This is a genomic window from Pseudomonas chaetocerotis, from assembly GCF_015712105.2.
GTDB lineage: Bacteria > Pseudomonadota > Gammaproteobacteria > Pseudomonadales > Pseudomonadaceae > Aquipseudomonas > Aquipseudomonas chaetocerotis.
Genome location: NZ_JACFYX020000015.1, coordinates 94,408 through 117,529 on the forward strand (window position 1 = coordinate 94,408; position 23,122 = coordinate 117,529).

General features: G+C 61.8%; 22 protein-coding genes. 7 read left to right on the plus strand and 15 right to left on the minus strand.

Annotated features, from left to right (window positions below; translation table 11 throughout):
• Positions 1-38 precede the first annotated feature (38 nt).
• The 15 genes from rnhB to rpsB all read right to left on the minus strand — a co-directional run bounded on the left by rnhB (position 39) and on the right by rpsB (position 14,482).
• Positions 39-638 (minus strand): ribonuclease HII, encoded by a 600-nt coding sequence (gene rnhB, locus H3221_RS22495; protein WP_196475954.1) that lies wholly within the window; start codon positions 636-638, stop codon positions 39-41.
• Entirely contained in the window at positions 638-1,771 is a 1,134-nt protein-coding gene (gene lpxB / locus H3221_RS22500; protein ID WP_196475955.1) for a lipid-A-disaccharide synthase, read from the minus strand. The genes rnhB and lpxB overlap by 1 nt, the downstream gene beginning before the upstream one ends.
• Before the next feature lie 5 nt (positions 1,772-1,776).
• Complete coding sequence (gene lpxA / locus H3221_RS22505) at positions 1,777-2,553, minus strand: acyl-ACP--UDP-N-acetylglucosamine O-acyltransferase (protein ID WP_160019638.1); 777 nt, start codon at positions 2,551-2,553, stop codon at positions 1,777-1,779.
• A complete protein-coding gene (gene fabZ / locus H3221_RS22510; RefSeq protein WP_003244215.1) occupies positions 2,550-2,990 on the minus strand; it encodes a 3-hydroxyacyl-ACP dehydratase FabZ in 441 nt (146 codons plus the stop codon). Before fabZ ends, lpxA begins: the two co-directional genes overlap by 4 nt.
• A gap of 47 nt (positions 2,991-3,037) precedes the next feature.
• A complete protein-coding gene (gene lpxD, locus H3221_RS22515; protein WP_196475956.1) occupies positions 3,038-4,099 on the minus strand; it encodes a UDP-3-O-(3-hydroxymyristoyl)glucosamine N-acyltransferase in 1,062 nt (353 codons plus the stop codon).
• Positions 4,096-4,599, minus strand: a complete 504-nt coding sequence (locus H3221_RS22520) for an OmpH family outer membrane protein (RefSeq protein WP_013716416.1) — start codon at positions 4,597-4,599, stop codon at positions 4,096-4,098. The genes lpxD and H3221_RS22520 overlap by 4 nt, the downstream gene beginning before the upstream one ends.
• 44 nt (positions 4,600-4,643) lie before the next feature.
• Complete coding sequence (bamA, locus tag H3221_RS22525; RefSeq protein ID WP_196475957.1) at positions 4,644-7,004, minus strand: outer membrane protein assembly factor BamA; 2,361 nt, start codon at positions 7,002-7,004, stop codon at positions 4,644-4,646.
• An 85-nt stretch (positions 7,005-7,089) separates the two neighbouring features.
• Entirely contained in the window at positions 7,090-8,442 is a 1,353-nt protein-coding gene (rseP, locus tag H3221_RS22530; protein WP_196475958.1) for a sigma E protease regulator RseP, read from the minus strand.
• A gap of 57 nt (positions 8,443-8,499) precedes the next feature.
• A complete protein-coding gene (ispC, locus tag H3221_RS22535) occupies positions 8,500-9,684 on the minus strand; it encodes a 1-deoxy-D-xylulose-5-phosphate reductoisomerase (RefSeq protein WP_196475959.1) in 1,185 nt (394 codons plus the stop codon).
• A complete protein-coding gene (locus tag H3221_RS22540) occupies positions 9,681-10,496 on the minus strand; it encodes a phosphatidate cytidylyltransferase (RefSeq protein ID WP_196475960.1) in 816 nt (271 codons plus the stop codon). Before H3221_RS22540 ends, ispC begins: the two co-directional genes overlap by 4 nt.
• Positions 10,496-11,242 carry a polyprenyl diphosphate synthase gene (gene uppS / locus H3221_RS22545; protein ID WP_196475961.1) on the minus strand — a complete coding sequence of 249 codons (747 nt, stop codon included), beginning with the start codon at positions 11,240-11,242 and terminating at the stop codon, positions 10,496-10,498. The genes H3221_RS22540 and uppS overlap by 1 nt, the downstream gene beginning before the upstream one ends.
• Before the next feature lie 17 nt (positions 11,243-11,259).
• Positions 11,260-11,817 carry a ribosome recycling factor gene (frr, locus tag H3221_RS22550; RefSeq protein WP_196475962.1) on the minus strand — a complete coding sequence of 186 codons (558 nt, stop codon included), beginning with the start codon at positions 11,815-11,817 and terminating at the stop codon, positions 11,260-11,262.
• Positions 11,814-12,557: a UMP kinase gene (gene pyrH, locus H3221_RS22555; RefSeq protein ID WP_004424012.1), complete on the minus strand. Its 744-nt coding sequence runs from the start codon at positions 12,555-12,557 to the stop codon at positions 11,814-11,816. The genes frr and pyrH overlap by 4 nt, the downstream gene beginning before the upstream one ends.
• 188 nt (positions 12,558-12,745) lie before the next feature.
• Positions 12,746-13,609 carry a translation elongation factor Ts gene (gene tsf / locus H3221_RS22560; protein WP_196475963.1) on the minus strand — a complete coding sequence of 288 codons (864 nt, stop codon included), beginning with the start codon at positions 13,607-13,609 and terminating at the stop codon, positions 12,746-12,748.
• Positions 13,610-13,738: 129 nt separating this feature from the next.
• Complete coding sequence (gene rpsB / locus H3221_RS22565; protein WP_017674791.1) at positions 13,739-14,482, minus strand: 30S ribosomal protein S2; 744 nt, start codon at positions 14,480-14,482, stop codon at positions 13,739-13,741.
• Positions 14,483-14,763: 281 nt separating this feature from the next.
• On the opposite strand from rpsB, the gene map reads away from it, so the two are divergent.
• From map to H3221_RS22600, 7 genes are all read left to right on the plus strand, one after another.
• On the plus strand, positions 14,764-15,546 hold the full coding sequence (map, locus tag H3221_RS22570) for a type I methionyl aminopeptidase (RefSeq protein ID WP_045735080.1): 783 nt from the start codon (positions 14,764-14,766) through the stop codon (positions 15,544-15,546).
• 85 nt (positions 15,547-15,631) lie between these two features.
• Entirely contained in the window at positions 15,632-18,331 is a 2,700-nt protein-coding gene (locus H3221_RS22575) for a [protein-PII] uridylyltransferase (RefSeq protein ID WP_196475964.1), read from the plus strand.
• Between the two features lie 37 nt (positions 18,332-18,368).
• Positions 18,369-19,565: a succinyldiaminopimelate transaminase gene (gene dapC, locus H3221_RS22580; protein ID WP_196475965.1), complete on the plus strand. Its 1,197-nt coding sequence runs from the start codon at positions 18,369-18,371 to the stop codon at positions 19,563-19,565.
• A gap of 289 nt (positions 19,566-19,854) precedes the next feature.
• Positions 19,855-20,202, plus strand: coding sequence for an ArsC family reductase (locus H3221_RS22585; protein WP_196475966.1), 348 nt, complete (start codon positions 19,855-19,857; stop codon positions 20,200-20,202).
• A 38-nt stretch (positions 20,203-20,240) separates the two neighbouring features.
• Positions 20,241-21,275 carry a 2,3,4,5-tetrahydropyridine-2,6-dicarboxylate N-succinyltransferase gene (gene dapD, locus H3221_RS22590; RefSeq protein ID WP_196475967.1) on the plus strand — a complete coding sequence of 345 codons (1,035 nt, stop codon included), beginning with the start codon at positions 20,241-20,243 and terminating at the stop codon, positions 21,273-21,275.
• Between the two features lie 79 nt (positions 21,276-21,354).
• Positions 21,355-22,560 (plus strand): aminotransferase class V-fold PLP-dependent enzyme, encoded by a 1,206-nt coding sequence (locus H3221_RS22595; protein WP_196475968.1) that lies wholly within the window; start codon positions 21,355-21,357, stop codon positions 22,558-22,560.
• Between the two features lie 121 nt (positions 22,561-22,681).
• A complete protein-coding gene (locus tag H3221_RS22600) occupies positions 22,682-23,092 on the plus strand; it encodes a SufE family protein (protein WP_196475969.1) in 411 nt (136 codons plus the stop codon).
• Positions 23,093-23,122: the final 30 nt, after the last annotated feature.

Below are 23,122 nucleotides of genomic sequence, written 5' to 3' on the forward strand. Positions count from 1 at the left end.
AGCTGCGGCATTTCCCGGATTGCAGCCGGGCTAGGTCACTAAACGCCTTCCAGCAAGGCGCGCACCGGGGCGAAGGAACGCCGATGAATCGGTGTAGGTCCCAGGCGTGTCAGCGCTTCGAGATGAACGGGCGTGGGGTAGCCCTTGTGACCGGCGATGCCGTAACCGGGATAGAGGCGGTCCATCTCGAGCATCTCGCGGTCGCGACTGACCTTGGCCAGGATCGAAGCCGCGGCTATTGCCGGCACCCGGCTGTCGCCCTTCACGACCGGGGCGCTCGGCACCGCCAGCTGCGGGCAACGATTGCCGTCGATCAGCGCCAGTTTCGGCGTCACTTTCAGTCCTTCGACGGCGCGCTGCATCGCCAGCATGGTGGCATGCAGGATATTCAAGCGGTCGATTTCCTCCACCTCGGCGCGGGCGATGCACCAAGCCAGAGCTTTCTCGCGAATCTCGTCGAACAGCGCTTCACGACGTGCCTCGGAGAGTTTCTTCGAGTCGTTCAGGCCGATGATCGGGCGAGCCGGATCGAGGATAACCGCAGCCGTGACCACGGCACCGCAGAGCGGGCCACGGCCCACTTCATCGACGCCGGCGACCAGCTCTTCTACCAGGGTAAAGTCCAACCCCAGTTGCATCAGGCGCGTCCGGCCAGTTTGAGCACCGCATCGGCAGCTGACAACGACGCATCGCGACGCAGCGCTCGGTGAATCACGTCGAAGCCTTCAGTCTGAACCTGCCCGCCGTCGATCAACGGCGCCACGGCCTGAGCCAGCGCCTCTGGAGTCGCCGCATCCTGAATCAGCTCAGGGACCAGCAGGCGCTCGGCCAGCAGATTGGGCAGCGAGATATAGGGGCTCTTCACCAGGCGCTTGAGGATGCGATAGGTCAGCGGCGCTACACGGTACGCCACCACCATCGGCCGTTTGTACAGCAGCGCTTCCAGGGTCGCGGTACCAGAAGCGATCAGTACCGCGTCGCAAGCAGCCAGCGCCTCGTGGGAGCGACCATTGAGCAGCGTCAACGGCAAATCACGCCCGGCCAGCATCTGTTCCAACTGCTCACGGCGCTCGGGTGTGGCGCAAGGCAGCAGGAAATGAATACCAGGGCGCAGTGCGCGCAGACGAATCGCTGCATCCAGAAACAGCTCCCCGAGACGCGCGACTTCACCGCCACGACTGCCGGGCATCAGGGCCACCACCGGCTCGTCCGGCGGCAGGTCCAACGTCTCCCGCGCGACAGCACGATCAGCCTGCTGCGGAATCGCATCGGCCAGCGGATGACCCACGAAGCGCACCGGCACCTGATGCGCGTCGTAGAACTGCGCCTCGAACGGGAACAGGGTCAACATCAAATCGCAGGCTTCACGGATCTTCAGCACGCGCTTCTGCCGCCAGGCCCAGACCGAAGGGCTGACGTAGTGCACGGTCTTGACGCCGGCACGACGCAGCTTGAGCTCCAGCCCCAGGTTGAAGTCGGGCGCATCGATACCGATGAACACATCAGGCTGCGCGGCGATCAGGTCGCGGGCCAGTTGCCGACGGCGCCCCAGCAGCTCGAATAGACGCCCCAGCACCTCGACCAGGCCCATCACGGCCAGGCGCTCCATCGGGAAATAGGATTTGAGGCCTTCGGCTTCCATTCGCGCGCCGCCAACACCGATGAACTCGGCATCTGGATAGCGCTGCTTGATGGCCTGCATCAGGCCGCAGCCGAGAATGTCACCGGACGCCTCACCGGCGACCAGTGCGACGCGAAGAGGTCTGTTCATAGGAATCAGCGGGTGATGCCGCGCGTGGAGGCCTGGATCGAATCACGGAAGATCGCCACTTCCGGGAACTGAGCAGCAGATTCGGCCAGCTCGGCCAGTGCCTGCTCGACGGTCAGTCCCTGGCGATAAACCAGCTTGTAGCCTTTGCGCAACGCGGCGATGGCCTCGTTGGAGAAACCACGACGACGCATGCCCTCGAAGTTCATGCTGCGCGCCTCGGCCGGGTTACCGAATACGGTAACGAAAGCTGGCACATCCTTGCCAATCGCAGTGCCCATGCCCGAGAAGCTGTGCGCACCAATGCGGCAGAACTGATGCACCAGGGTATAACCGGACAGAATCGCCCAGTCATCGACCCAGACATGTCCAGCCAGTGCCGTGTTGTTGACCAGAATGCAATGATTACCGATCACACTGTCATGGCCGATATGGGCATAGGCCATGATCAGGTTGTGGTCGCCAATGGTGGTTTCGCTGCGATCCTGCACGGTACCACGGTGAATGGTGACCCCCTCACGAATGGTGTTGTGATCACCGATCACCAGACGCGTCGCTTCGCCCTTGTATTTCAGGTCTGGCGTGTCTTCACCGACCGAAGAGAACTGGTAGATGCGGTTGTGCTTGCCGATCACGGTCGGCCCTTTGAGCACGACGTGCGGGCCGATGACTGTACCCTCGCCAATTTCCACATCGGCCCCGACAATGCTCCAAGGGCCAACGACGACGTCGTCGGCCAATCTGGCACTGGGGTCGATGATCGCGCGGGGGTCAATCAAACTCATAGCTTGCGTTCCGCGCAGATGATTTCAGCGGAGCAGACTTCCTTGCCATCGACAGTCGCTCGGCACTCGAATTTCCAGATGCTGCGACGGTCGCTCAGGTACTTGGCTTCCAACGTCAGTTGATCGCCCGGCAGCACCGGCGAGCGGAAGCGCAGCTTGTCGGAACCGACGAAGTAATACAGGGTGCCATCGGCCGGCTTCACGCCCATCATCTTGAAACCGAGGATACCGGCCGCCTGGGCCATGGCTTCGATGATCAGAACGCCCGGCATGATCGGGTGCTCGGGGAAATGGCCGTTGAAGAACGGCTCATTGATGCTGACATTCTTATAGGCGCGAATCTGCTTGCCTTCGACGTCCAGGTCCACCACGCGGTCCACCAGCAGGAACGGATAGCGGTGCGGCAAATATTCACGAATTTCGTTGATGTCCATCATGTCCGGTTAAGCCTGTAAGAAAAGAAAAGAGCACGGTCACACCGTGCTCAGGCATCAGATGAGACGTTTGCCGTCTGGGTCACGGCGGCCAGCTGTTTTTCCAGCTCACGCAGTCGCTTGGCCATATCATCCAACTGACGAATACGGGCCGCACTCTTCTTCCACTCGCCCGCCGGTTGCATGGCAGTCCCTGAAGAATAAGCGCCCGGTTCGGTGATCGAACGGGTCACCATGGTCATGCCAGTGACGAACACGTTGTCGCACACCTCGATATGACCCACCATGCCCACACCGCCAGCGATCATGCAGTTCTTGCCGACCCTGGTACTACCGGAAATACCGCAGCAGCCGGCCATGGCAGTGTTGTCACCAATCTGTACGTTGTGCGCGATCATGATCTGGTTATCCAGCTTCACGCCATTGCCGATCAAGGTATCGGACAGCGCACCGCGATCCACCGTGGTGTTGGCGCCGATCTCGACGTCATCACCGATGGTCACCCCTCCAATCTGCGCGATCTTCTGCCAGACGCCCTTCTCATTGGCGAAGCCGAAGCCTTCACCGCCGATCACCGCGCCGGACTGGATCACCACACGCTTGCCGATCTGCACATCGTGGTACAGCGTCACGCGCGGAGCCAGCCAACCACCCTCCCCGATCACGCTGCGCGCACCGACCACGCAGTGCGCACCGACGCTGACCTCGGCGCCGATACGCGCGCCGCTCTCGATCACCGCAAAGGCGCCGATGCTGGCAGTCGGATCGACCTCAGCATCGCCTGCAACCTGGGCAGTAGCATGGATGCCGGGAGCGGCCTTGGGCTTGCGGTCGAACAGGTGCGAGAGCTGGGCGTAGGCCAGATAAGGGTTGGCAACGATCAAGGCATCGCCAGCGTACGCTTCGGCATCGGCTGCGGTCAGCAGCACGGCACCAGCCTGGGTTTGCGCCAAGAACTTGCGGTACTGGGCATTGGCCAGGAAGCTCAATTGTTCGGGCCCGGCCTCCTGTAAGGTGGCCAGGCCCGTGATGACCTTAGCTTCGGCGCCACGCAAGGTGGCGCCCAGGCGCTCGGCCAATTGGCCGAGGGTAAATGTCGCAGTCATGCTCAACGCATCTGATTCATGCGCTCGATGACCTGGCGAGTGATGTCGTACTGAGGTTTGACATCGATCACCGCACCGCGCTCGAGCACCAGGTCGAAGTTACCGTTCTTGATCACTTCTTCGACGGCCTTGTCCAGGTTCGGCTTGAGCTTGGCCAGCATCTCACGGTCAGCGATGGCCTTGGCTTCGTTCAGCTCCTTGGACTGGAACTGGAAGTCACGGGCCTTCTGCTTGAATTCGAGTTCAAGGCGCTCGCGCTCGGCCTGCTGCATCTTCTCGCCGTCCTTGACCATACGATCCTGGATGCGCTTGGCGTCACTTTCCAGCGTCTTGAGCTTGTTCAGCTGCGGGCCGAATTTTTTCTCGGCATCGACTGCGTAACGCTTGGCCGCATCCGACTCGAGCAGCGCCATCTGATAGTTCAGCACGGCCACCTTCATCTCGGCGAACGCCGGAGTGGCGATCAGGGCGGCGGTGAACAGAACCAGTTGAGTCAACTTACGCACAATGCACTCCTGCAACAAAACTGTTGGCTTTCTGTGAAACGAGATTAGAAGGTTTGCCCCAGAGAGAACTGGAATACCTGAGTATCGGCATCATCCGGCTTCTTGATCGGCATGGCCAGACTGAAGCTCAACGGGCCCAGCGCAGTGATCCAGGTCAGACCAACACCCACGGAGCTGGCCAGGTTACTGAAATCGATGTCGCAGCTCTCGCTGAGCCTCTTCTGAGTCGACGAGCAGTTGGTATCGAAGACGTTACCCACGTCCCAGAACAAGGCGGTACGCAGCGAACGCTGATCCTTGACGAACGGCAGCGGGAACAGCATCTCCACACCGCCCTGCACCAGAACATTACCACCGAACGGCAGCGGATCCTGATCCGGGTCAGCCAGTGTGCCGGGCTTGGTACCCGTGCTAGGCGTGCTGCGTGGGCCCAGACTGCTGTCCTCGAAGCCACGCACCGAGTTGAAGCCACCCGCGTAGTAGTGTTCGTAGAACGGCAGCTCAGCGGTAGAGCCATAGCTGTCGCCATAACCCAGCTGGGTATGGAAGCGCAGGGTGTAGTTGTCGCTGATCGGGGTGAACAGCTGACCACGGTAGTCGAGCTTGTAGAACGACAGATCGCTACCTGGCAGTGTGGTTTCCAGCACCAGGCTCTGCGAATGACCACGGTTGGCCAGCACACCACGGTTCAGGGTCGACTCGGACCAACCGATGGAACCCTTGAAGTTCAGGTAATTGTCACCCTCGGCGTCAATGAAATCGAAAATCTCGTCGACGGTGTAACGGCCGGTGTCGATGCTGTCCTGCTGCACGGTCAGGCCGTAGGTCAGACGCGCAGTTTCGCTGATCGGATAGCCGATGTTGATACCTGCACCCAGGCTGTCGACCGAGTAGCTGGATACGTCGACGTCGAGCTCATCGTAATCGGTGGTGCGGTAGAAGGCGTTGTAACCCAGGCTGACACCATCGACGGTCCAGTAGGGGTCAACGAAGCCGAAGCTGTATCGGGTCTGGTATTCGCTACGGGTCAGGCCGATGCTGACGCGGTTACCGGTACCGAGGAAGTTGTTCTGGCTGATCGAACCACCGAGGATCAGACCGGCGTTCTGGGCGAAACCGACGCTGGCAGTGATGGAGCCGGACGGCTGCTCTTCGACGCTGTAGTTGACGTCGATCTGATCATCGGTACCCGGCACCTGCGGGGTTTCGACGTTGACTTCCTTGAAGAAGCCCAGACGTTCCAGACGCACCTTGGACTGGTCGATCAGGTAGGTCGAGGCCCAGCCACCTTCCATCTGGCGCATTTCGCGGCGCAGTACCTGGTCTTCGGACTTGGTGTTGCCACGGAAATTGATGCGATTGACGTAGGCGCGCTTGCCCGGATCGACGAAGAAGGTGATCGAGACGGTGTTGTCCTCGTCGTGCGCTTCCGGCACGCCGTTGACGTTGGCGAAGGTATAGCCTTCGTTACCCAGGCGGCGGGTGATCAGCTCACTGGTGGTGGTCATGATCTTGCGTGAGAAGACCTGCCCTTCCTTGACCAGCAGCAGTGCACGCACGTCTTCTTCCGGGACCTTGAGGTCACCGGACAGTTTCACGTCACGGACGCTGTACTTCTCGCCCTCTTCGACGTTGACGGTGATGTAGACGTGCTTCTTGTCCGGGGTGATGGATACCTGGGTGGAGCTGATATCCATGTTGATGTAGCCGCGGTCCAGGTAGTAGGAGCGCAGACGCTCGAGGTCACCGGACAGTTTCTCGCGGGCATACTTGTCGTCGTTCTTGAAGAACGACAACCAGTTGGTGGTCTTGAGCTCGAACAGGTCGACCAGATCTTCATCGGAGAACACGGTGTTGCCGACCACGTTGATGTGGGAGATGGCAGCAACGGTGCCTTCGTTGATGGTGATCTTCAGCGCCACGCGGTTACGCGGCTGCGGAATCACTTCGGCTTCGATCTCGGCCGAATAGCGCCCCTGAGCGACATACTGGCGCTGCAGCTCGTTGCGTACACCCTCGAGGGTGGCACGCTGGAAGATCTCGCCCTCGGCCAGACCAGACTGGTTCAGGCCCTTGAGCAGATCTTCGGTGGTGATGGCCTTGTTGCCTTCGATCTCGATACCGGAGATGGAAGGACGCTCGACCACGGTAACCACCAGCACGTCGCCATCGCGACCGAGCTGGATATCCTGGAAGAAGCCGGTACGGAACAGGGAGCGAGTGGCATCGACCAACTGGCGATCATCGACCTGTTCGCCCACATTCAGGGGCAGTGCGCCGAATACGCTGCCGGCGGATACCCGCTGCAGGCCGTTGACGCGTATATCGGAGATGGTGAAGGACTCGGCGTGAACTTCGGCGATCATCAATGCGGACAGTACCGCAGGTAGCAGCAGACGTTTCATGAAGTCCTTTCTTATTCCAACTGACGATAAAAACTGCCGCTCAAGCGACACTTCTTTTAAATCTCAAGAACGTATTCAGCAATGCTCACAGGCGGCTGAGGTCGTTGACCAGGGCAAGCAACATGACCCCGATGACCAGACTGATGCCGATCTGCATCCCCCAACCCTGAACCCGCTCAGACAAGGGGCGACCACGCACCCACTCGACCAGATAAAACAGCAGATGCCCACCATCCAGTACGGGAATGGGCAGCAGATTGAGAACCCCCAAGCTAATACTCAGATATGCAAGGAATTTCAGGAAATCCCCCAGCCCTGACTCAGCTGAAGCGCCCGCCACTTTAGCAATGGTTATCGGCCCACTCAAGTTTTTTACCGAGAGCTCTCCGAACAGCATTTTCTTCAGCGAATCGAGGGTCAGCAGGCTCATGGACCAGGTTTGCCGCATGCCTTCGACAACCCCCTCGAGCGGACCGAAGCGCACCTCACGAAGCATCTCCGGCGGCCATTCGACGCCCTGCACACCCGCACCCAGGTAGCCACTGCGGGCTTCCCCTTCTACGCGCGAAGCCAGCGTCAGCTGCACGTCCTGCGCTTGCCCGGCGCGCTCGAAGCGCAACGTGACCGCTTCGCCCGGCAATGCCCGCACACGGTCGACCAGGTCCTGCCAATCGGCTAGCGGCTCACCATCGAGCGCCAGCAGTCGATCTCCGGCTTGCAGACCCGCTGCATGGGCAGGCCCCTTGGAATCGACCTCTGCCAGCACCGGCTCCAGCACCGGACGCCAGGGACGAATGCCCAGCGAGCCAATCGGGTCCGGCTCGTCGGCACCGCGCAGCCAGTTGTCCAACTGCACCTGCTTGGACGTCTCGACGGTAGAGCCCGGCTCGAGCACACGCAGATCGAGCGTACCGCTCTCACCCAGACGACTTACCAGTTGCAGATTGACCGCCGCCCAGCCGCTGGTGGCCTCGCCGTTGACCGCAACGATCTCCTGCCCTGCACGCAGCCCGGCCACTTGCGCCAGGCTGTCCGGCTGCACACCACCGATAACCGGCCGCACCTGCTGACTGCCGAGCATGGCGACGAACCAGAAGAACAACAACGCCAGCAGGAAATTGGCCAGAGGACCTGCAGCCACGATAGCGATGCGCTGACGCACGCTCTTGCGATTGAAGGACTGCTCGACGAGCTCAGGTGGTACATCGCCCTCGCGCTCGTCGAGCATCTTGACGTAACCGCCCAGCGGAATGGCCGCCACCACGAATTCAGTGCCCTGGCGATCGTGCCAGCGCAACAGCGGTGTGCCGAAGCCAACGGAGAAGCGCAGTACCTTGACGCCACAACGCCGAGCAACCCAGAAGTGTCCGTACTCGTGAAAGGTCACCAGGACACCCAGTGCGATCAGGGTGCCAAGCAGCATGTACAACCCACTCATTTCACTTCTCCAGCTCTACGAGCCGCTCAAGTTCCGGCCAGGCCGATACGGGCGTCATCAACGACCAGCTAGCCACTGCCCAGCCAGTTCACGCGCACGGGCATCGGCCTCGAATACCGCATCGAGCGCTTCGACAGCCTGCACAGGCTGGGCGTTCAACACGGACTCAATCATACGCGCGATATCCACGAAACGGATGCGCCGCTGCAGGAAAGCCTCGACCGCCACCTCATTGACGGCGTTGAGCATCGCCGGTGCACTGCCACCGGCCTGCGCCGCCTCCCGCGCCAGGCGCAGACAGGGAAAACGCTGCTCGTCGGGGCGCTCGAAATCCAGACGACCGACGGCAAACAGGTCCAGAGGCGATACGCCCGAGTCGATGCGCTCCGGCCAGGCCAACGCATGAGCGATGGGCGTGCGCATATCCGGATTACCCAACTGGGCCAGCACCGACCCGTCGATATAATCGACCAGCGAATGAATCACGCTCTGCCGATGGATGACCACTTCGATCTGCTCGGGGCGGGCATCGAACAACCAGCAGGCCTCGATCGACTCGAGCCCCTTGTTCATCATGCTGGCCGAATCGACCGATATCTTGCGCCCCATCGACCAGTTCGGATGCGCACAGGCCTGCTCTGGAGTGACGCACTCCAGATCGGCCAACGGCGTTTCGCGAAAAGGCCCACCAGAAGCCGTCAGCAGTACGCGACGCACACCAACAGCTGGAAGCCCTCGCGAATAGTCACCGGGCAAGCACTGGAAAATGGCGTTGTGTTCACTGTCGATAGGCAACAGCACCGCCCCACTCTGCTTGACCGCCTGCATGAACAAGGCGCCGGACATCACCAGCGCTTCCTTGTTCGCCAGCAGCACTTTCTTGCCGGCCTGCACCGCCGCCAGCGTTGGCTTGAGGCCTGCAGCGCCAACGATGGCCGCCATCACGCAATCGACGGCGGCGTCGGCAGATACCGCGCACAGCCCTGCTTCGCCGACCAGTACCTCGGTCGCCAGCCCGGCAGCAAGCAGATTGTTCTGCAACTCAAGCGCAGAAACGTCATCAGGCACCACCGCGTAGCGCGGCCGATGCTGCACGCACAACACCTGCAACTCTGCCAGGCGCGAAAAGCCCGTCAGCGCGAAAACGCTGTAGCGCCCGGGATGGCGCGCAATCACATCCAGCGTACTGAGGCCGATGGACCCGGTCGCCCCCAGCACGGTGACCTGCTGCACTGCGCTCACAGCGAACCCCAGCCTGCCAGCCAGAGCAATGCAGCGAACAGCGGAATGGCCGCCGTCAGACTGTCGATGCGATCCAGCACTCCACCATGCCCCGGCAGCAGATTGCTGCTGTCCTTGATCCCGGACTGACGCTTGAACATGCTCTCGGTCAGATCGCCAACCACGGAAATCAGCACCACCACAGCAGCACCTGCCAGAGTCAGCAGCAGCCCACTGACGGACCAGCCTTGCTGCAGCCCGACCAACAGGGTGATCAACAGGCTGGCTGCGAGGCCACCATAGAGCCCCTCCCAACTCTTGCCCGGGCTGACCTTGGGCGCCAGCTTGCGCTTGCCGAAGGCCTTACCGGAGAAATAGGCGCCGATGTCCGCCCCCCAGACCAGCACCATCACCGCGATGATCAGCGCATTGGCCTGCGGCCACTGCTTGAGCAGGATCAGCCCCTGCCAGGCCGGCAGCAGGATCAGCAAGCCGATCAGCAAACGCCCCGGCACACCACCCCAGTAACGACTGCTATCGGGGTAGGTCAGCACCAGGAAGGTCGCTGCCAACCACCACAACACCGCCACCGCCAACAGCACTGGCGCGAACACCGGAACCAGGTAAAGCGCACCGAGCAACACGGCCACCACTGCGGCATAGGCTACGCGTTTGGGCTGTGCCTCGAACCCCGCCAGGCGCGCCCATTCCCAGGCCCCCAACGTGACTACCGCACCGATGAACAGGGCAAAGGCACCGCCGTCGAGCAGAAAAAAACCGCCCAGGGCGATGGGCAACAGCACCAGCGCCGTGATGATTCGTTGTTTCAACATTAAGAGCGCGCCTCAGCTTCCACCTGCTCGCTGGTCTTGCCGAAGCGACGCTGGCGGGTAGCGAAATCAGCCAGCGCCTTGCGCATGGCCTCGTGCTTGAAGTCCGGCCAATAGAGGTCGGAGAAGTACAGCTCGCTATAAGCCAACTGCCAAAGAAGGAAGTTACTGATGCGGCGCTCGCCGCCCGTACGGATGCACAGGTCGGGCAGAGGCAGGTCACCGGTAGCCAGACAGCCCTGGATCAATTGCGGGGTGATGTCCTCGGGCTGCAAATGACCCGCCTGCACTTCACGCGCCAGGCGCTGAGCGGCCTGGGCGATATCCCACTGACCGCCGTAGTTGGCCGCGATCTGCAGGATGAAACGACGATTGCCAGCCGTCAGCAGCTCGGCTTCGCGCATGGCGGCCTGCAACTCGGGATGAAAACGCGAGCGATCACCAATGATGCGCAGGCTGATGTCGTTATCCAGCAGGCGCCTGGCCTCACGACGCAGCGCCCCCAGGAACAACTCCATCAGCGCACCGACCTCGTCGGCCGGACGCTGCCAGTTCTCGCTGGAGAAGGCGAACAGGGTCAGTACCTCGACGCCCGACTCGGCACACACCTCGATCACTGCGCGAACCGCATCGACCCCGGCCTTGTGCCCAGCCACACCCGGCAACAGGCGCTTCTTCGCCCAACGATTGTTGCCATCCATGATGATGGCGACATGCCGCGGCACCGCCCCCTGCTTGTTCTTGTCCATGTATGGGCGCCCAGCCGTCAAACGGCCATCAGGTCCGCTTCTTTGACCTCGAGCGCCTTGTCGACATCACCGATGAACTTGTCGGTGATCTTCTGCAGCTCGTCAGCGGCGCGACGCTCTTCGTCCTCGCTGATTTCCTTGGCTTTGGACAGTTTCTTCAGCTCGGCCAGGGCATCACGACGCACGTTGCGCACAGCGACCTTGGCATCTTCGGCGACGCCACGCGCCTGCTTGGTATAGCCCTTGCGGGTTTCCTCGGTCAGCGCAGGCATCGGCACGCGAATGGTGGTACCGGCGCTGCTCGGATTCAGACCCAGATCGGAGGTCATGATGGCCTTCTCGATGGCGGCACTGAGAGTCTTGTCATGCGCAACGATCTTCAGGGTGCGCGCATCCTCAACGGTGATCGCTGCCACCTGATTGAGCGGCATGTCGCTACCCCAGGCCGGCACCTTGATGCTATCGAGAATGCTTGGGTGGGCACGACCGGTTCGAATGGAGGCCAGGTTACGACCCAGCGATTCCAGGGACTTGCCCATGCGCTCCTGAGCGTCTTTCTTGATGTCGTTGATCATTGTGCATCCTCCTCGATCAGAGTTCCTTCGGCGCCACCCACTACAACGTTAAGCAGTGCGCCGGGCTTGTTCATGTTGAAAACCCGCAGCGGCATGTTGTGATCGCGGCACAGGCAGATGGCGGTCAGATCCATCACGCCCAGCTTGCGATCGAGCACCTCGTCATAGGTCAGGCGCTCGAACTTCTCGGCATGCGGGTCCTTGAACGGGTCGGCAGTGTACACGCCATCGACCTTGGTCGCCTTCAGTACCACGTCCGCATCGATTTCGATGGCGCGCAGGCAGGCAGCCGAATCGGTGGTAAAGAAGGGGTTGCCGGTGCCAGCAGCGAAAATCACCACCTCACCGGTCTTCAGGTGGCGCATGGCCTTGCGGCGGTCATAGTGATCGGTCACGCCGACCATGGAGATCGCCGACATGACGATGGCCGGGATGTTCGAGCGCTCCAGCGCATCACGCATGGCCAGCGCGTTCATCACGGTGGCCAGCATGCCCATGTGGTCGCCGGTGACGCGATCCATGCCGGCTGCGGACAGCGCCGCGCCACGGAACAGGTTGCCACCACCGATCACCAGACCAACCTGCACGCCGATACCGACCAGTTGGCCGACTTCCAGCGCCATGCGATCGAGCACCTTGGGATCGATGCCGAAATCTTCCGAGCCCATCAGGGCTTCGCCGCTAAGTTTGAGCAGAATGCGTTTGTAGCGAGGTTGGCGACCAGTTGTCTGCTGAGCCATTGCAAGTCTCTCCTGCGGCGATATGAAATTCGTCAGCAGCGCCTCTGAGGGCTGCAGTTATCCGGCACTTCGACAGCGCCAACGGCCGTTCGTTGAAACGACCGATACTTTATTCGTCACCCCTTATTCGGCAAAGAGGCCGCCCGCGTAAACGGGCAGCCTCTTTGGGGCACATGCCGAAAAACCGATTACTGCTTGCTGGCGGCCAGCTGGGCAGCAACTTCTTCAGCAAAGTTGTCGACCGGCTTCTCGATGCCTTCGCCTACTTTGAAGTAAGTGAAGGAAACGATTTCAGCGCCGGCCTTCTTGGCCAGCTCACCGACCTTGACCTCAGGGTTCTTGACGAACGCCTGCTCGACCAGACTGGCTTCTGCCAGGAACTTGGAGATACGGCCAGCAACCATCTTCTCGGCGATATCGGCAGGCTTGCCCTTGAGCTTCTCTTCGTTCAGTTGCAGGAAGACAGCCTTCTCGCGCTCGATTGCTTCAGCCGAAACATCGCTTGGCAGCAGGAACTCCGGGTTGCTTGCAGCAACGTGCATCGCGATGTCTTTGGCCAGCTCGACGTCGCCGCCGTTCAGGACAACGGCAACACCAATCTTGTTGCCGTGCAGGTAGGAACCGACAACGTCACCCTCAACGCGCACAAGGCGACGGATGTTGACGTTTTCGCCTACTTTGGCAACCAGAGCGGTACGCTCGGCTTCCTGAGCCTCGATCAGCGGAGCGACATCGGTCAGCTTGTCGGCGAATGCCTTGTCCACACTGCTGGTGACGAAGTTCTTGAAGTCGTCCTGCAGAGCCAGGAAGTCGGTCTGCGAGTTGACTTCGATTAGGACCGCGGCCTGACCGTCGGCCTTGACGGCGATAGCGCCTTCAGCTGCAACGTTGCCAGCCTTTTTGGCGGCCTTGATGGCGCCGGAGGCGCGCATGTCATCGATGGCTTTTTCGATGTCGCCGCCAGCCTTGGTCAAGGCCTTTTTGCAATCCATCATGCCTTCGCCAGTACGCTCGCGCAGTTCTTTAACCAGGGCTGCAGTAATCTCTGCCATCTTGAAAATCCTCTCGGTAGGTCTTCAACCATTCACCCGCATGGCGGGCGATCAAATCTGTGAGTGGCAAAAAGGGGGCTTAGCCCCCTTCTTGCACAGCGCGTAACGCTAGATGCTTTGCGTTACCGCTTAGCCTTCGGCGCTCTCGGCAGCCGCGGCTTCTTCGACGAACTCTTCAGTGCCGCCGCCAGCATTGCTGCGACCACGGATCACGGCGTCGGCCATGGCACCCATGTACAGCTGGATGGCGCGGATGGCGTCGTCGTTACCCGGGATGATGTAGTCAACGCCTTCCGGGCTGCTGTTGGTATCGACGATGCCGATAACCGGGATGCCCAGCTTGTTGGCTTCGGTGATAGCAATGCGCTCGTGGTCAACATCGATCACGAACAGAGCGTCCGGCAGACCGCCCATGTCCTTGATACCACCCAGGCTGCGATCCAGTTTTTCCAGATCACGGGTACGCATCAGGGCTTCTTTCTTGGTCAGCTTGGCGAAAGTACCGTCCTGGGACTGAACTTCCAGCTCACGCAGACGCTTGATCGAGGCGCGGATGGTCTTGTAGTTGGTCAGCATGCCACCCAACCAGCGGTGATCGACGAACGGCGAGCCACAACGAGCAGCTTCTTCGCGAACGATCTTGCCAGCGGAACGCTTGGTGCCGACGAACAGGATCTTGTTCTTGCCAGCAGCCAGCTTCTCAACGAAAGCCTGGGCTTCGTTGAACATCGGCAGGGTTTTTTCGAGGTTGATGATGTGAATCTTGTTACGCGCGCCGAAAATGTACTTGCCCATTTTCGGGTTCCAGTAACGGGTCTGGTGGCCGAAGTGCACACCGGCCTTCAGCATATCGCGCATATTGACTTGGGACATGGTAGTTCCTTGATAAGTCGGGTTAGGCCTCCACGTATCCCAGCTTCCAACCCTCGAACTTGTCGAAAGGCACCCAGGAAACCGTGTCGATACGTGTGTGGGTTTGAGCTTTCGGGCTTAGTGCCCGTAAAGCGGCGCGTTTTATACCACACAATGCCGGCTCAGGCTACAAAAGCTGGCAAACAACGCAGTAACGCCTCGCAGCGGTTGCAGCGCCTTTGGGGCTGGCACGGTGAAGCTGCTAATATATCGCCCTTTCCGTTCGTGCCCGAGAGCTTCATATGACCGTCACCATCAAATCCGCCGAAGAAATCGAGAAAATGCGCGTGGCCGGCCGCCTGGCCGCCGAAGTGCTGGAGATGATCGGTGAACACGTCAAGCCAGGCGTCACCACCGAGGAAATCGACCGCATCTGCCACGACTATATCGTCAACGTGCAGCAGGCCATTCCCGCACCGCTCAATTACAAGGGCTTCCCCAAGTCGATCTGCACCTCGATCAACCATGTGGTGTGCCACGGCATCCCCAATGACAAGCCGCTGAAAGACGGCGACGTGCTGAACATCGACGTCACCGTGATCAAGGACGGCTACCACGGCGATACCAGCAAGATGTTCATGGTCGGCAAGGTCGCCGAGTGGGCCGAGCGCCTGGCCAAGGTCACCCAGGAATGCATGTATAAAGGCATCGAGTTGGTCAAACCCGGCACCCGCCTGGGCGATATCGGCGAAGTCATCCAGAAGCACGCGGAAAAGAACGGTTTCTCCGTGGTCCGCGAATACTGCGGCCATGGCATCGGCGCGGTATTCCATGAAGAGCCGCAGGTGTTGCACTACGGCAAGGCCGGTACCGGTATGGAGCTCAAGGAAGGCATGACCTTCACCATCGAGCCGATGATCAACCAGGGCCGCCCGGAAACCCGCCTGCTCGGCGACGGCTGGACCGCCATCACCAAGGACCGCAAGCTTTCGGCACAATGGGAGCATACCGTGCTGGTCACCGCTGACGGCTATGAGATCCTGACCCTGCGCAGCGACGACACCCTGCCGCGCACCTCGGCCTGATCACCATCCGTGGGGTGCGCCGTGCGCATTATTGAAGCTTGTGGTGCGCACAGCGCACCCCACCCTATATAAGGAAGGCAACTGCATGCCGCAGATGGACCCCGAACTGTTTGACCGTGGTCAGTTCCAGGCCGAGCTGGCCCTGAAATCCAGCCCCATCGCTGCATTCAAGAAGGCCATCCGCGGCGCGCATGACGTGCTGGATGCGCGCTTTCGGGCCGGTCGCGACATTCGCCGCCTGGTCGAAGACCGCGCCTGGTTCGTCGATCAGATCCTGCAGGAAGCCTGGAAACGCTTCACCTGGAGTGAAGATGCCGACATCGCCCTGCTCGCCGTTGGCGGCTACGGCCGCGGTGAGCTGCACCCCTATTCGGATATCGACCTGCTGATCCTGCTCGACAGCAGTGATCACGAAATCTTTCGCGAGCCCATCGAAGGCTTTCTCACCCTGCTCTGGGACATCGGCCTGGAAGTCGGCCAGAGCGTGCGCTCGGTCGACGAATGCGCCGAAGAGGCGCGCGCCGACCTGACGGTGATCACCAACCTGATGGAAAGCCGCACCATCGCCGGCCCGGAGCACCTGCGCCAGCGCATGCAGCAGGTGACCAGCACCGACGCCATGTGGCCGAGCAAGCACTTCTATCTGGCCAAGCGCGAGGAACGCAAGGCGCGCCACGGCAAGTACAACGACACCGAGTACAACCTAGAACCCAACGTCAAGGGCTCACCTGGCGGCCTGCGCGATATCCAGACCGTGCTCTGGGTGGCGCGCCGCCAATTCGGCACGCTCAATCTGCAGGCCCTGGTCAGCCACGGCTTCCTGCTGGAAAGCGAATACGCCCTGCTCTCCTCCAGCCAGGAGTTCCTGTGGAAGGTGCGCTACGCCCTGCACATGCTGGCCGGGCGCGCCGAGGACCGTCTGCTGTTCGATTACCAGGTGAAGATCGCCGCCCTGTTCGGCTATCAGGACGGCGACGGCAAGCGCAGCATTGAACACTTCATGCAGAAGTACTACCGCGTGGTGATGGGGATTTCCGAGCTGTCGGACCTGATCAACCAGCACTTCGAGGAAGTCATACTGCGCGCCGGTGAAAGCGGCCCGGCCACGCCCCTGAACAGCCGCTTCCAGGTGCGCGACGGCTACATCGAAGTCACCCACCCGAACGTCTTCAAGCGCACGCCCTTCGCCATCATCGAGATCTTCGTGCTGATGGCGCAGCACCCGGAAATCAAGGGTGTACGCGCCGACAGCATCCGCCTGCTGCGCGACAGCCGCCACCTGATCGATGACGAGTTCCGCAAGGACATCCGCAACACCAGCCTGTTCATCGAACTGTTCAAGTGCAAGGAAGGCATTCACCGCAACCTGCGCCGGATGAACCGCTACGGCATTCTTGGCCGCTACCTGCCGGAGTTCGGCCATATCGTCGGACAGATGCAGCACGACCTGTTCCATATCTACACGGTCGACGCGCACACACTCAACCTGATCAAGCACCTGCGCAAGTTCCGCTGGCCGGAGTTGGCGGAGAAGTTCCCGCTGGCCAGCAAGCTGATCGAAAGACTGCCCAAATCGGAGCTGATCTACCTCGCCGGCCTGTATCACGACATCGGCAAGGGGCGTGGTGGCGATCACTCGGAACTGGGGGCGGTGGATGCCGAGGCCTTTGCCCGGCGTCATCACCTGCCGGCCTGGGACAGCGCACTGATCGTCTGGCTGGTGCAGCACCACCTGGTGATGTCCACCACCGCCCAGCGCAAGGACCTGTCCGACCCACAGGTGATTCACGACTTCGCCCAGTTCGTTGGCGACCAGACCCACCTGGACTACCTCTACGTGCTGACCGTGGCCGACATCAACGCCACCAACCCCAGCCTTTGGAACTCCTGGCGCGCCAGCCTGCTGCGCCAGCTCTACACCGAGACCAAGCGCGCCCTGCGCCGTGGCCTGGAAAACCCGCTGGATCGTGAAGAGCAGATTCGCCAGACCCAGAGCGCGGCCCTGGACACCCTGGTACGTGGCGGCACCGACCCGGACGATGCCGAACAACTGTGGAGCCAGCTCGGCGACGACTACTTCCTGCGCCACACCGCCACCGACGTGGCCTGGCATACCGATGCCATTCTTCAGCACCCCAACGATGGCGGCCCGCTGGTGCTGATGAAGGAGACCACCCAGCGCGAGTTCGAAGGCGGCACGCAGATCTTCATCTACGCACCGGACCAGCACGACTTCTTCGCCGTGACCGTGGCCGCGATGAGCCAGCTCAACCTGAACATTCACGACGCGCGGATCATCACCTCCACCAGCCAGTTCACCCTCGATACCTATGTGGTACTGGATGCCGACGGCGGCTCGATCGGCAACAATCCGGCACGCATCCAGCAGATTCGCGAAGGCCTGATCGAAGCGCTGAAGAACCCGGACGACTACCCGACCATCATCCAGCGCCGCGTACCGCGCCAGCTCAAGCACTTCGCCTTCGCACCGCAGGTGACCATCCACAACGACGCGCAGCGCCCGGTGACCATCCTCGAACTGACCGCACCGGACCGGCCCGGCCTGCTGGCGCGGATCGGGCGAATCTTCCTCGAATACGACCTGTCGCTGCAGAACGCCAAGATCGCTACCCTCGGCGAGCGCGTCGAGGACGTATTCTTCGTCACCGACGCCAACAACCAGCCGCTGTCCGACCCCGAACTCTGCGCGCGCCTGCAGGAAACCATCGTCCGCCGCCTGTCCGAGCCCAGCGCTCAGCCGCAAACCCTGCAGATCAACATATGATCGCGCCGCCCCGTTTTCCGAAGTACGCGAGATAACGATGAATCCAGCCCTCGACCAGCTCCAGCCCTACCCTTTCGAGAAACTGCGCGAACTGCTCGGCAGCGTGAAGCCGGCCGCCGACAAGCGCCCGATCGCCCTGTCCATCGGTGAACCCAAGCATCGCTCGCCCGAGTTCGTCGGCCAGGCGCTGACCGCCAATCTCGACAAGCTCGCCGTCTACCCGACCACGATAGGCCTGCCGGAACTGCGCCAGAGCATTGCCAGTTGGTGCGAGCGCCGCTTCGGCGTGCCGAGTGGCTGGCTGGATGCCGCCCGCCATGTGTTACCGGTCAATGGCACGCGCGAAGCCCTGTTCGCCTTCACACAGGCGGTGGTCGACCGCAACGCCAAGGGCCTGGTGGTCAGCCCCAACCCCTTCTATCAGATCTACGAAGGCGCAGCGTTTCTCGCCGGCGCCGAGCCGCACTACCTGCCGTGTCTGGAAGCCCACGGCTTCAATCCGGACTTCGACGCCGTGCCGGCCGAGATCTGGAAGCGCTGTCAGATTCTGTTCCTCTGCTCGCCAGGCAACCCCACCGGCGCGCTGATCCCGGTGCAGACGCTGAAGAAGCTGATCGCCCTGGCCGACGAGCATGACTTCGTCATCGCCGCCGACGAGTGCTACAGCGAACTGTATTTCGACGAGGACGCACCACCGCCCGGCCTGCTCAGCGCCTGCGCCGAACTGGGCCGCAGCGATTTCGCCCGTTGCGTGGTGTTCCATAGCCTGTCCAAACGCTCCAACCTGCCGGGTCTGCGCTCGGGCTTCGTCGCCGGCGACGCCAGCATCCTCAAGCACTTCCTGCTGTACCGCACCTACCACGGCTGCGCCATGCCGGTACAAACCCAGTTGGCCAGCGTTGCCGCCTGGAATGACGAAGCGCATGTACGCAACAACCGCGACATGTACCGCGAGAAGTTCGCTGCCGTGCTGGACATACTGGCCCCGGTGATGGACGTGCAGCGCCCCGATGGCGGCTTCTACCTGTGGGCACGCACACCGGGTGATGACACCCTGTTCACCCGCGACCTGTTCGCCACCGAGCACGTCACCGTGGTGCCTGGCTCGTACCTGTCGCGTGAAGTGAACGGCGTCAACCCGGGCGCCGGCCGCGTGCGTATGGCGCTGGTGGCGCCACTGGCCGAGTGCATCGAGGCCGCCGAGCGCATCGCCCGCTTCATTCGCAACGCCTGAGCCACTTCAACTGTCGCGGCTAAAGTCCCTCCCACAGCTACTTGGCTTGCAGGAGAGACTTTAGCCGCGAGCTTTCGACTCCGTAGCCCGGATGCAATCCGGGGATGGCCCGCATACGGCTTCCCGGATTGCATCCGGGCTACGCGTATCTGTTATCGCCGCTGGCTGGCGAGTGCCGGCCCTGTAACACATCGCAGCGAGAGCCGCCGCCACGTCAGGACGCGACGTGGCATAATGGCCCGCCGTATTTCCCGGACCTTCCGGCACGCCACTCATCAGAGGAAGATCAATGAGTTACGTCCTGTATGGCATCAAGGCCTGCGACACCATGAAAAAGGCCAGAACCTGGCTCGATGAACATCAGGTCGACTATGCCTTTCACGACTACAAGAGCGTCGGAATCGACCGTGAAAATCTGGAAAAGTGGTGCAACGAGCATGGCTGGCAGACCGTCCTGAACCGCGCTGGCACCACGTTCCGCAAGCTGGATGACGCGCATAAAGCCGATCTCGACCAGGCCAAGGCCATCGAACTGATGCTGGCCCAACCGTCGATGATCAAGCGCCCGGTACTCGACCTGGGCGACAAGACCCTGGTCGGTTTCAAGCCGGATAACTACCAAGCCGCGCTGGCCTGATCACTCTCACCCGATTTCGTTGCAAGGAACCCTATCTAATGAGCACCTCCCTTTACAGCATCGCCTTTGGTGTTGGCACCCAGAACCGCCAGGGCAACTGGCTGGAAGTCTTCTACGCCCAGCCGCTGCTCAACCCGGCCAGCGAGCTGGTGGCCAAGGCCGCCGAGAAGCTCGGCTACCAGGGCGGCAACCAGGCCATCGCCTTTACCAGCACACAGGCCGCTGACCTGGCCGAAGCGCTGAAAGGCGTGGACGCCGCTCAAGCGGCGCTGCTGACCCGCCTGGCCGAAAGCCATAATCCGCTGGTCGCCACCTTCCTGGCTGAAGATACCGCGCTGACCAGCACTCCGGAGGCCTACCTCAAGCTGCATCTGCTGTCGCACCGCCTGGTCAAGCCTCATGGCCTGAGCCTGGCCGGTATCTTCCCGCTGCTGCCCAACGTGGCCTGGACCAGCCAGGGCGCCGTCGACCTCGCCGAGTTGGCCGAGCGCCAGCTGGAAGCCCGCCTGAAGGGCGAGCTGCTGGAGGTGTTCTCGGTGGACAAGTTCCCGAAAATGACCGACTACGTGGTGCCGGCCGGCGTGCGTATCGCCGACAGCGCCCGCGTGCGCCTGGGCGCCTACATCGGTGAAGGCACCACCGTGATGCATGAAGGCTTCGTCAACTTCAACGGTGGCACCGAAGGCCCGGGCATGATCGAAGGCCGCGTGTCCGCTGGCGTATTCGTCGGCAAGGGTTCGGACCTGGGCGGCGGCTGCTCGACCATGGGCACCCTGTCCGGCGGCGGCAACATCATCATCAGCGTCGGCGAAGGCTGCCTGATCGGTGCCAACGCCGGTATCGGCATCCCGCTGGGCGACCGCAACACCGTCGAAGCCGGCCTGTACATCACCGCCGGCACCAAGGTGAACCTGCTCGACGAAGGCAACGCCCTGGTCAAGGTGGTCAAGGCGCGCGACCTGGCGGGCCAGCCGGACCTGCTGTTCCGTCGCAACTCGCTGACCGGCGCCGTGGAGTGCAAGACCCACAAGTCGGCCATTGAGCTGAACGAAGCCCTGCACGCCCACAATTGATCCCACGTAGGGTGCGCCGTGCGCACCGCTCAGCCATGCGACCTGGTGCGCATGGCGCACCCTACGGGATAGGCTCCTCATGTCACTGATCTCCCCCTGGCGTGCCGACTTCCCCGGCATTGCCGCCCTCGAAGCCGAAGGCCAGACCTATCTGGACAGCGCCGCCACTGCGCAGAAACCGCAGGCGGTGCTGGATGCCCTGCTCGATTACCTGGCCAGCGGCGTGGCCAATGTGCATCGTGCCCAGCACCTGCCGGGCGAACGTGCCACCCGCGCCTTCGAGGCGACACGCAGCAAGGCGGCGCAGTGGCTGAACGCGGCCAGCGCCGAAGAGATCATTTTTACCCGTGGCACGACCGAATCACTGAACCTGCTTGCCTATGGCCTGGAGCATCTGCTGCAGCCTGGCGAGCAAATCGTCGTCAGCGCGCTGGAGCACCACGCCAATCTGCTGCCCTGGCAGCAACTGGCCAAGCGGCGCAATCTCGAGCTACTGGTATTGCCGCTGGATAACACCGGCAGCATCGATCTGCAGCAAGCGGCTCGCCTGATCGGCCCACGCACCCGCCTGCTGGCGGTTTCGCAGCTGTCCAACGTACTCGGCCGCTGGCAACCGCTGAGCGAGCTGCTGAGCCTGGCTCGCACGCAAGGCGCACTCAGCGTGGTCGACGGCGCCCAAGGCGCGGTGCATGGTCGTCATGACATGCAGGCGCTGGGCTGCGACTTCTACGTGTGTTCGTCGCACAAACTCTACGGCCCGGATGGCATCGGCCTGCTGTATGGGCGCCGCGAAGCGCTGGGCCAACTGCAGCACTGGCAACTCGGCGGCGAGATGGTGCTCGATGCCGACTACCACGACGCGCGCTTTCGCCCTGCGCCACTGGGGTTCGAGGCCGGCACACCCGCGGTTTCAGGGGTCATCGCCCTGGGCGCTGCACTGGATTGGTTGGGCAGCCAGGATCACCTGGCCGTGAGTCAGCATGAAGCGGCTCTGCATGCCGAGCTGCTGGCCGGCCTGCAAGCGCGTGACGGTGTTCGCCTGCTGGGCGCGCCGCAGTTGGCGCTGGCCAGTTTCTGCGTCGAGGCCGTGCACAACGCCGACCTGGCCCACTTGCTGACCGAGCAGGGTATCGCCGTGCGAGCAGGTCATCACTGCGCCATGCCACTGATGAAAGGCCTCGGCCTGAGTGGTGCGATTCGCGTCTCGCTCGGCCTGTACAACGACAGCGAGGATCTGCAGCGATTCTTCAGCGCCCTGGATAACGCTCTGGAGCTGCTGCGATGAAGCGCGGCCAGTGGTTCGTCGTAGGGACGGCTTCAGCCACGAAATGCCCGGCATCATTGTCATTTGCGGCTGAAGCACAATGCCGCCCAGCCACTCCTGCGGGCACAGGTAGCATTTCAAGATGAGCCTGCCACCTGCCGCCCAACAAGCGCTCGACGCCTTCAGCGCCTGCCCCGGCTGGGAGCAGCGCGCGCGCCTGCTGATGCAATGGGGCGAGCGTCTGGAGCCATTGAGTGATGCCGAACGCGTCGATGAGCACCGCGTGCATGGTTGCGAGAGCCTGGTCTGGCTGGTGGCAGAAAACCAGGATGGCATCTGGCATTTCCGCGCTGGCAGCGAAGCTCGTCTACTGCGCGGTTTGCTTGCCGTATTGCTGGCCCGGGTCGATGGGCTCAGCGGTGACAAACTGGCAGCGCTCGACCTGGTCGACTGGTTCAACCAGTTGGGCCTGCAACGGCAGCTCTCGCCGTCACGCAGCAATGGTCTCAATGCAGTGCTGCAGCGTATGCGCGAGCTGGCGCAAGAAAGCTAGAAGCAGGTTCCGCCTCGCCCTGCGTCGATG

What these genes read in the sequence shown, in the direction of transcription:
- rseP (WP_196475958.1), bottom strand. Translation starts at nt 8,442, where the DNA reads ATGAGTGGGTTGTACATGCTGCTTGGCACCCTGATCGCACTGGGTGTC.
- H3221_RS22575 (WP_196475964.1), top strand. Translation starts at nt 15,632, where the DNA reads ATGCCGCAGATGGACCCCGAACTGTTTGACCGTGGTCAGTTCCAGGCC.
- map (WP_045735080.1), top strand. Translation starts at nt 14,764, where the DNA reads ATGACCGTCACCATCAAATCCGCCGAAGAAATCGAGAAAATGCGCGTG.
- dapC (WP_196475965.1), top strand. Translation starts at nt 18,369, where the DNA reads ATGAATCCAGCCCTCGACCAGCTCCAGCCCTACCCTTTCGAGAAACTG.
- H3221_RS22585 (WP_196475966.1), top strand. Translation starts at nt 19,855, where the DNA reads ATGAGTTACGTCCTGTATGGCATCAAGGCCTGCGACACCATGAAAAAG.
- tsf (WP_196475963.1), bottom strand. Translation starts at nt 13,609, where the DNA reads ATGGCAGAGATTACTGCAGCCCTGGTTAAAGAACTGCGCGAGCGTACT.
- H3221_RS22540 (WP_196475960.1), bottom strand. Translation starts at nt 10,496, where the DNA reads ATGTTGAAACAACGAATCATCACGGCGCTGGTGCTGTTGCCCATCGCC.
- rpsB (WP_017674791.1), bottom strand. Translation starts at nt 14,482, where the DNA reads ATGTCCCAAGTCAATATGCGCGATATGCTGAAGGCCGGTGTGCACTTC.
- rnhB (WP_196475954.1), bottom strand. Translation starts at nt 638, where the DNA reads ATGCAACTGGGGTTGGACTTTACCCTGGTAGAAGAGCTGGTCGCCGGC.
- lpxA (WP_160019638.1), bottom strand. Translation starts at nt 2,553, where the DNA reads ATGAGTTTGATTGACCCCCGCGCGATCATCGACCCCAGTGCCAGATTG.
- dapD (WP_196475967.1), top strand. Translation starts at nt 20,241, where the DNA reads ATGAGCACCTCCCTTTACAGCATCGCCTTTGGTGTTGGCACCCAGAAC.
- frr (WP_196475962.1), bottom strand. Translation starts at nt 11,817, where the DNA reads ATGATCAACGACATCAAGAAAGACGCTCAGGAGCGCATGGGCAAGTCC.
- H3221_RS22600 (WP_196475969.1), top strand. Translation starts at nt 22,682, where the DNA reads ATGAGCCTGCCACCTGCCGCCCAACAAGCGCTCGACGCCTTCAGCGCC.
- H3221_RS22595 (WP_196475968.1), top strand. Translation starts at nt 21,355, where the DNA reads ATGTCACTGATCTCCCCCTGGCGTGCCGACTTCCCCGGCATTGCCGCC.
- bamA (WP_196475957.1), bottom strand. Translation starts at nt 7,004, where the DNA reads ATGAAACGTCTGCTGCTACCTGCGGTACTGTCCGCATTGATGATCGCC.
- fabZ (WP_003244215.1), bottom strand. Translation starts at nt 2,990, where the DNA reads ATGATGGACATCAACGAAATTCGTGAATATTTGCCGCACCGCTATCCG.
- uppS (WP_196475961.1), bottom strand. Translation starts at nt 11,242, where the DNA reads ATGGACAAGAACAAGCAGGGGGCGGTGCCGCGGCATGTCGCCATCATC.
- lpxB (WP_196475955.1), bottom strand. Translation starts at nt 1,771, where the DNA reads ATGAACAGACCTCTTCGCGTCGCACTGGTCGCCGGTGAGGCGTCCGGT.
- pyrH (WP_004424012.1), bottom strand. Translation starts at nt 12,557, where the DNA reads ATGGCTCAGCAGACAACTGGTCGCCAACCTCGCTACAAACGCATTCTG.